The organism is Dictyobacter arantiisoli (assembly GCF_008326305.1).
GTDB lineage: Bacteria > Chloroflexota > Ktedonobacteria > Ktedonobacterales > Ktedonobacteraceae > Dictyobacter > Dictyobacter arantiisoli.
In genome coordinates this window covers 1-8,570 of record NZ_BIXY01000144.1, presented here as the reverse complement: position 1 = coordinate 8,570, position 8,570 = coordinate 1, and the positions used below count along the sequence as shown (strand labels likewise).

The following is an 8,570-nucleotide window of genomic DNA, read 5'->3' as shown; positions in this document are numbered from 1 at the left end:
AAACCAAAGCATCAAAACATCACCTTGAAGAACACCACCTTTGCCGACTTCCTGCAACCCATTCCTCGTCGGTCTCTACAGAATTCATCTCCTCCGCTTCTCGCTATTTAAGCGGTATTGCCCGTGAAGGGTGGTTCCTACTACTACGGATGGCTCCTCTCGCCTTCATTCCTCTTCATGAAGCGGTATGGTCGTGCACCAAAAAAACGCTTGCAAGCACGCCAGGATCCGTACCCAGACTCCGTCAGCAGGCAGGGAGTTCTTGCTTCACCTCCATTTGTTGGAGTAGGTGCAGAATGACTACGTCTTCGACCGTTGCCTGGTCTCAAATTGCAGAAAAGGCTAAGAGGACGACCTTGTAAAGTCCATTATCCCTCTTTGAGCCATACGCGTAGTGGCCCAAGAGTGGTAAATCCAATCTGCAATGCCATCGTGAGGCTTTCATCCTGTTCGTATCCAACAATCGGAAGTGAGGGGTAGTGGGTAGCTATCAGGCTGAGCATTCCTTCCCAATACCGTTCTTCTTCTTGGCTTGGGGCAAAAACATTGGAGAGACCAATTACTTCCGTCGTCCTATTGGCAATCGCTCCCGCAACAATCTGTTTTTTTTTATAGGCCGCTATGATGCAGATGTCAGCGTTGTGTAAGAGTGCAGGAAGAAAGAGGTGATTGAGAGGCGAAGCTGTTTGGGACCATGCTTCTTCCCATCGAAGAAGCTCTTTCTCTGATGTGAGTTGTTTCCACTGGAGATCAGCCGTTCTTTGATGAGAAAGATCTACTGGTGCTTGCCGAAAAATCCACTCCGCTTGAAAAAGCTCATGAAATCCAAACGGGGTGAGATCCAAGACTGCAAAGCTATCCTTCACGGAAATGGGGTAATCTTTCTTCATGGTAAGAAACTTGGCGACAGCATCCTGATGAAGGGTGAGGGGAGTTGCTGGCGAAAGCGTCACCAGGTTGGGGTAGTACATGGGCGTTTGATGCTGACTTATCCAGAAGGCTTCGTGAAACTCTCCCTTGACGTTGTGAGATCGGCAGACGGTATCGCACCAGATGGCATTGTTATATGCGGCTAATCGTACAAAATGATTGCTTGTATCCATTCTTCCTCTTTATTTTCTCCTTTTTCAAATATCTAACAGTCATATGCTCCTGGAGGGCTCCCTCACTCTGCCATATGTTTCTGTGGCGCGAGACCCTTTCCGTGTAGCCCCTTAGCCTTGAATAAAGACCAGCAGATCCTCGTTGAGGCACTCCTTGTGAGTAAGGAACATGCCATGACTCCCGCCAGGGTAGATTTTCAGTTCACTATCTGCAATGCCCTCGGCCATTCTGTGTCCACACAGCTTCACATGTACAGTGGTGTCACCAGGCAGGCATTTTTCACGTGCTAATATCGCTTCCCGTTGCCAGAGTTTTGATAGCGTCTTAGCCTGCTGCTGTACTACGCTCGAAGAATTCCATAGCCTCTTCTGCGCTCGGGATCTTGAGTATATTCTCTTCCGCGAAATCTTGCGCTTGTGGATAGCCGCTCGTTCGCACAATGGCAGCAGCAGCCTCCAGATCGTAGGAAGTCATATGAAACTCAATTCCATCTGACCCAAGCAAGAGCCAATATGCACCTGGGCGATCAGCATAAGGCATGCCAACGCTTCCCGCGTTGATTACACGAACATTGCCTACTTGTAACTCAAATTGCATATGGGTATGTCCGCATATGACAACCTGTTGTTCAACACCACGAAAAAGCATATGGAGCCGTTCCTGTGGAGTGAGTGGAGTAAAGATCACCTCATCGCTGTGTGGTGTGGCATGGCAGAAGAGTACCTCACCAAGAGGCTCAAAAGAAAATGAGACATGTTCTGGAAGATGTGCCAGAACATCTCGCTGGTCTGGTTGTAAGCGTTGAGCCACCCATTGCGTAACCTCGCCCGCATCCTTAGACAGATTCAGTGAGGAGAGTTGACCATCGAAAGCAGTAACCACTTCGCGCTCAGCGTTGCCACGAAGCGCAACGACAGGTAGATCAAGTTGGCAGAGATATTCCAGCGTTTGATTTGGAAAAGGGCCGGAGACAATATCGCCTCCAAGAACAATTGTATCTGGCTGAATACGTTCGAGATCCTTGAGTACTGCCTTGAGTGCTGGTAGGTTTCCATGAATATCATACAATGCTGCAATTTTCATAACGGATGGCACCTTTCTCATTCTACGATGTGGCGTTTCCATAGTATAATAGCTCTAAGTCTTGGAGTAAAGATATATTCTATGCTATTAGCATTGATACGTGGCTAGGTGAAAATATTTCTGCTTGCACATACTTATGTGTCTTGATTGACGTTTAGATAAATAGGGCTTTTCTTAAGAGAACGGTACACTTGAGATGGAAAGGAAAAAGATGATACAGAGGGCTAGATGGACCTCAGACGACCGCAGGTTCGTCCTTTTTCGCGTCTTTTTTTCCTTTTTTGACCACCTCATAGCGTGTGGCTTTCTTGGGATGAAACCCTTTGGCCCGCCCAGACGATTTTCCACGTGGTTGGCACACACGAGCCGGGGTGCCAACCTGTCCCAAAATCAAGGGCATCACTCGGCGCACTTGCCGGGGAGTGACGGTTGCCTTTGGTCGTTCCCAGGCTCGATACTGTGCCTGTCCCAGATCACAGGCCAGGCGCAGCTGATTCATCACGATGCCCACCACCGTACTCCACAGCTCAAATTGCGCTGGCGTATGGACGCGCACCGTACTCCACAGCAGATCCTGCTTCAGATAGCGATAGCCATGCTCATGCGAAAACCGATGACCGTAGAGTGGCGCAATGTCTGGCAACGCCAGCCTGGCACTCAAGAGCACGAACCAGCTGTGGAGTGGGGTGCGGGCGTATGGACCCGCACCATTTGAGCTCTGGAGTACGGTGGTGGGCATCATGATGAATCAATTGTGTCTGGCGCGAGACCTGGGACAGGCGCAGTACCGAGCGTGGGAACGTCCCAAAGGACGCGTGACTCCACTTTTTCCTTTTCATCGGTGTAGGTAACAATGTGAAGTGCTCCCTATTTCGTTGGTGTGAGCTATAGAGCCAACCTAATTCTTGCGGGAAACCTTCGATGAATCACGTTTTCACCCGCAAGGATAGAGACCCAATAAATGATAAAATGTCACAAGCGTCCTGTTGCATCGTATCCTTTCACTTTACTCTTTCGACTGAAAAAATTTGAAATAGCGAAGCATAAAAAGACAACTTACTGCGGCCACTAAAAGCACGACTAGAGCGAGCATAAAAACAAAGCTTCTAGTACTTATATTATTGTCAGGCAGCGAATCATGCCAGCCTATGAGTAAAAAAAACAAAGCCAGGAAAAAGGTTGTGTTTCCCATTTGTATAAATGGTTGTTTATACCATTTATAGTTAGGAAGCCTCAATCTAGTTTTTTGATATTCTCTTATATCTGTAAAAAAACTGGTAACGCAGGCAATAACAAAAACAACGATAATGGTGGTATTAGCGAATGACATAGATTTCTCCTTACCATGAATTTGATAATATTAAAGTTCATTCTCAAAAGTAGATCACGCAATTTTTGCACCTTGTGGCAATGGGCCAAAAGGAGACACCCAAAGAAATCCATGAAGTGGATAAAGAAGAAATACTTCGCGTCCATCGAAGGGCAAAACTGGGTTTTTCACGGAGAAATTCTTGGACAGAAAGGGGCCATTCAACCCATTCAACTGTTCAAGGCAAAAAGTATCGCCATTGAGCGACATACAAAAATCCAGAGTGAAGCCAATCCATATGATCCCAAATGGGAGACGTACTTTGAAAAACGTCTCGCTGTGAAAATGGTACACAACCTGAAAGGGAAACGGCAATTACTCCATCTCTGGAAACAACAAGGTGGCCTCTGCCCGCTCTGCACCCAGAAAATCACCAAATTGACAGGATGGCATAGTCATCATATCGTCTGGCGAAGTAAAGGTGGCAGAGATGAGGCCGATAACCGTGTGCTCCTGCATCCCGATTGTCATGAACAACTTCACCGCCAAGGATTAACCGTCTCGAAACCGCGTCCCTTGCGGGGCGTTAGAAAGGCTTGAGCGATATGCAGAGAAACTTGCTCGTATCGTTCTTAGAGGGCTTGGAGGCGGTAACGCCTCCTGGCTACTCGGCGGACATTCGGAAAAGGGCAGCAATGTACCTCGCTGGGTGTCTACCCTACGACCTCTTCATTTCTCTATACCATTTAAAGCAGAAAAGAAAGATGCGTATACAGACATAAAGGAACCAGAGAAACAACCAGAGCCCGGTCCACAACGGAAAATAAGAAGAAAGGCTTCCTACAAGGCACAACAACGGAAATATTTCTAGAAAAAAAAGGCGAATGAATTCTTTTCCGCGCCTTAGTTGAACGCGCTTTTTCCCATCCTGTTCTTGTGGTTTGGAAGAGTCCTGCATGCGTGAAACGTATAAGACACCTAACAATATCGAGGCGCTCGCCATACCTAACGGAACAAAAAGGGGGGTAACGTTAAACACTATTCTCATTTCCCTTCACATAGGAAAGGATAGTACATGCTCATGATACTACCCTTTCCTCAATTCAATTAACCAAAGCTAATGCTTATGTTGAGATAACCGTTCCATTGAGACCAGCCACAAGCAGGTGCAATGGTATTGTTATAGTAAAACAATATTGCATCGTAAGAAATCCCCGCTGCTACTAAAGCCCCTCCAACAAGAACAATCCATCCTAAAGGTCCAATAGAAGTTAGTGCTGCTACTGCAGCCCCTATAGCAGCCGCATTGCTTCCTCCATAAAGCGCTCCCAATCCACCTGCTAAAACAATACCTGATATTGCTCCTATACACTGTCCACTAATGGTGAATTTCCCACTGGGATCAACCTCATTGACCGGATTGTTATCCGCATAGACATATGGGTTGGCTTTCAACATCTCTTGTAAGCTGCCACCGATTGGTGTTGCCTGTGTCCAGCGACCAAATTGTGGATCATAGTAACGAATGCCAAACTTGGTCAGGCCGGTGGTACTATCATAGTAGCCGCCAGCATATTGCCAGGGATTGCTGAGGGTGCCACTCTGCGAGGAGATACCACCAAAGGGATCATAGTCATAGTGCTTCACCTGGTTACCTGCACTATCGGTCATGCCCACGATGGAGCCTCGCCCATCAAAGAGATAGTAGGAGACTTTGCCATCCGGGGTGCGTTCACTATTGAGCATGCCACAGCTACAGCGGACATACTCGTAATTGGTTCCTCCGATGTTTTTCACTGCTCAGGCCCAGATTGGTGTAAAAACTGGTTGCATCTGTATTGTTTACGTATTTTGCCTGAAATGAGCAGCATTGCCTATTTATAATCATTAAATCACTACCAGCTAGCCAGGGAAGCGAGCAACTGGTCGCCCACCTGCAAGAACTGGCAGAAATCTCCGCCAAAGACAGCCCCGAATGGGAAGATCAGCTCTTGATCGGCCTGGCCTGTCATTCCGCCCTGCGACGGGGACGCGAACTCAGCACAGGCGAGCAACGCACCCTACTCAAAGCCCTCTCCAATGGCAGCGTCCCCGCCGTATGCCCACACGGTAGCCCATCCTCCTGCACTACAGCCGCAACTTTCTGATCAACAAATTCGACTGGTAGCACCTCGCCAGCATCTGACTGGTTAATGTTCTCCCCAACCATCAGGGGTATTTGTTTCTGCTAGTTTATCTTGAATGTAGAGTTGCTAATAGTCAGCGAACAAATTGAGGTTGTATGAGATATATGTTTCCATTTCTGACATAAACAGATCTCCTCTTGCAAGGCAATGACATTCACATTCACCCGCCTTTGAGACCACATACCTATCAGCGTATGGAAGTCGACCTCCCCGTGTTCGGTAAAATGGGTTCACTCCAAACACACAAGTTAAATTGCTCTGGTTGAATGAGTATCAATCAATTTTTTTTACGCATCTTATAACGTATGAAACTTAAGGAATAAGATAGTAGAATTATGAGCCCTAAGAGTATTAATATAAATGTATTGTTGTATATTTTTACCCAAAAAATCAAAATGAGTAATAGAATGAGTGCTATAAGCGCTGTTATAAATGAAATAACTGCACAGATGAATGAAAAGCTTCTTAACATGTTTCTTTCTCCCTGGGAAACGCATAAATAATTTATCTGTTTATGCTATTTCCTGTTTTTATGTATTCTTGTTTGCTTGTGAAACTTGAGCATCTTTTGACCAAGATAGGATTGTGAAGAGAAATAAAAGCTCTATTTATATTAGAAGATAAAGCTTTTACCTCTCCAGAGTGGATTATAGTTATTATATTTCGTTTTTCTCTAAAAACGAAATATAATAACTATAATCCACAATCTTTTTTAGCAGTAGGAACACCTTCAATGACCCCAATAATTCCAATAATGCTAGACGTTACAGCTAAACCAATGAATAGGGAAGCCGCAAGGCCTGCAATTGCAACATCCCCTGGCCCAGTAGCTGCTGCAAGAGGTATTCCTACTGCTCCCCCAGCCCCTGAACTACCTAGAAATGAAAATAGACCAGTCACAGCTGAAGTTATGCCACCAAGACCAACTAAATCGACCAAGCAGGCATCAGTTAAACTAAATGCTCCATTCGGATCGACTTCATTCACCGGATTATTATCCGCATACACATACGGGTTAGCCTTGAGTGCCTCCTGCAAGCTGCCGCCGATGGGTGTCCAGCTGTATTGTGTATCCACATCGTGAGGCAACTTGTATCAGCACATTGTGGACGAAGGAGAAGGAACCGCAACCGTTTGATATCTCCGTTCTTGCAGAGAAGGCAAACGAGCCTGCGCACGGGCTTCTATTCCACGATGTGCTGGCATCCACCAGCTGATGATGCGCGTTCTCCATACAACAACAAAAAGGGTAGTAGGAACTTCAATCCTGAAAAAAATACTTATATCTTGGCATCTGGCTTATGTACACGGGTGAGATATATGCCATAGCATATTAGCAGCACATCAATAATGGCGAGAATAAGAAAAACGAAAGAACCTGTCCTGTTATTTGGAAGAATGGCCATCAAGATAGCGACTCTTACAAACATCAGCAGTGCTGCAACAATGAGACCTATTGCAATTATAACTTGAGAACGTTGATACCCTTTTGTGGTTCTTTCTCCTTCTAAGGGATTTTTTCTCGAAGACTTACGGATAAGGTATGTTATGCAAAATATACATAATATGAATACAAGAGCACAAAACAAAAAAACAACTAATAAAGACACTGGGATTTTTTCTAGAGCCGCGAGAGTGAAGATGAAACGAAACATAAGAGAAATGGCCCCTTTCTGATAATCCTTCTCGTATTTCTACGAATACTTTTTATTGAACAGTGAGTAAATTGAGCAAGTACTGCAAATTTGATCTTCCTTCTCTGTGTTTCTTAGAGACTGTTTGGAAACGGTGAAACGGCAATTTCTCGGCTCAGCCCGATGGCATTTGTATTGAGAGAAGGATCTGTTTCGAGAGGAATGCATCAAATTTTTGATTGATGTGATGCATTTTGCCCCTTTTGCAATGAATTATTCTTTTCAAAGGGTTCATTTTCAAGTGACCGGAAGGTGGATACAATGGCTTCTAAACAGTCTCTTAGATGTTATATCATCGGTTCGCGTATGATACATCATCTATACAATAGATGTACCTATTGATAATGCGCTACTATACACAATTGATTGTTGGTCAATAACAATATACCTTTTTGTTATTGACCAACAATCATTCAAATAGACCGAAGCTTGATCATCAATAGCATAAGCAAAAAAACTCTTGGATGAAGCCCTCTGTAAACTGGTTTCTCAAGTGAGACACTAAATCATATGACATCTTCTTCTCTTTCTTTGAGATTCTCGTTGCATGCTAATATTTCGTTTCTTTGGGAGGTACACTAATAAATAAGTGTACCTCCTCGTCCTACTGTAATTTGTGTGTAGCAATCCTATCACTGCCATGAGACTTAAGTGAACACAATCAGTGATCCCTATGGGTTCCATGTGATAGTAGACCAGTTGATAGTAATAGTCCCGAGCTCCTTGCAATCACTTGTTCTAGCTTCTGCAATTAGGAAAGCTACCATAGCAGCATAGCTCACTACTATAATTCCAATACCTATAACTATTGGCGTAGCAATTATGCCACCAAGTATTCCACCGACGCCTGCAAGAGTTATTCCTGTTAAGTTAAGTAGGCAGTTGATCCCATCCCTTCCACTCGGATCAACTTCATTCACCGGATTATTATCCGCATACACATACGGGTTGGCCTTCAGCGCCTCCTGTAAGCTGCCGCCGATGGGTGTTGCCTGGGTCCAGCGACCAAATTGTGGATCGTAGTAGCGAATGCCAAATTTGGTCAGGCCGGTGGTGCTATCATAGTAGCCACCAGCATATTGCCAGGGATTGCTGACGGTGCCACTCTGCGAGGAGATGCCACCAAAGGGATCATAGTCATAGTGCTCTACCTGGTTGCCAGCACTATCGGTCATGCCCACAATGGAGCCTCGC

9 protein-coding genes are annotated in these 8,570 nt (G+C 45.3%); 1 reads left to right on the top strand and 8 read right to left on the bottom strand.

What is annotated here, in order from left to right:
- Positions 1 to 368: 368 nt before the first annotated feature.
- The 4 genes from F1593_RS26555 to F1593_RS26540 all read right to left on the bottom strand — a co-directional run bounded on the left by F1593_RS26555 (position 369) and on the right by F1593_RS26540 (position 3,517).
- On the bottom strand, positions 369 to 1,103 hold the full coding sequence (locus tag F1593_RS26555; RefSeq protein WP_149404574.1) for a hypothetical protein: 735 nt from the start codon (positions 1,101 to 1,103) through the stop codon (positions 369 to 371).
- A 325-nt stretch (positions 1,104 to 1,428) separates the two neighbouring features.
- Positions 1,429 to 2,187 carry a metallophosphoesterase family protein gene (locus F1593_RS26550; protein ID WP_149404573.1) on the bottom strand — a complete coding sequence of 253 codons (759 nt, stop codon included), beginning with the start codon at positions 2,185 to 2,187 and terminating at the stop codon, positions 1,429 to 1,431.
- A 235-nt stretch (positions 2,188 to 2,422) separates the two neighbouring features.
- Positions 2,423 to 2,929, bottom strand: coding sequence for a hypothetical protein (locus F1593_RS26545; protein WP_149404572.1), 507 nt, complete (start codon positions 2,927 to 2,929; stop codon positions 2,423 to 2,425).
- A gap of 264 nt (positions 2,930 to 3,193) precedes the next feature.
- Positions 3,194 to 3,517, bottom strand: coding sequence for a hypothetical protein (locus F1593_RS26540; protein WP_149404571.1), 324 nt, complete (start codon positions 3,515 to 3,517; stop codon positions 3,194 to 3,196).
- 111 nt (positions 3,518 to 3,628) lie between these two features.
- On the opposite strand from F1593_RS26540, the gene F1593_RS26535 reads away from it, so the two are divergent.
- On the top strand, positions 3,629 to 4,096 hold the full coding sequence (locus F1593_RS26535) for an HNH endonuclease (protein WP_235932720.1): 468 nt from the start codon (positions 3,629 to 3,631) through the stop codon (positions 4,094 to 4,096).
- 507 nt (positions 4,097 to 4,603) lie between these two features.
- Here F1593_RS26535 and F1593_RS26530 read toward each other — a convergent pair.
- The 4 genes from F1593_RS26530 to F1593_RS26520 all read right to left on the bottom strand — a co-directional run.
- Positions 4,604 to 5,293, bottom strand: coding sequence for an RHS repeat-associated core domain-containing protein (locus F1593_RS26530; protein ID WP_149404570.1), 690 nt, complete (start codon positions 5,291 to 5,293; stop codon positions 4,604 to 4,606).
- Positions 5,294 to 5,391: 98 nt separating this feature from the next.
- Positions 5,392 to 5,550 carry a hypothetical protein gene (locus tag F1593_RS28725; RefSeq protein WP_172632477.1) on the bottom strand — a complete coding sequence of 53 codons (159 nt, stop codon included), beginning with the start codon at positions 5,548 to 5,550 and terminating at the stop codon, positions 5,392 to 5,394.
- 825 nt (positions 5,551 to 6,375) lie between these two features.
- A complete protein-coding gene (locus tag F1593_RS26525; RefSeq protein WP_149404569.1) occupies positions 6,376 to 6,759 on the bottom strand; it encodes an RHS repeat-associated core domain-containing protein in 384 nt (127 codons plus the stop codon).
- A 1,288-nt stretch (positions 6,760 to 8,047) separates the two neighbouring features.
- A partial coding sequence (locus F1593_RS26520) for an RHS repeat-associated core domain-containing protein (RefSeq protein ID WP_149404568.1) occupies positions 8,048 to 8,570 on the bottom strand: 523 nt, incomplete at its 5' end.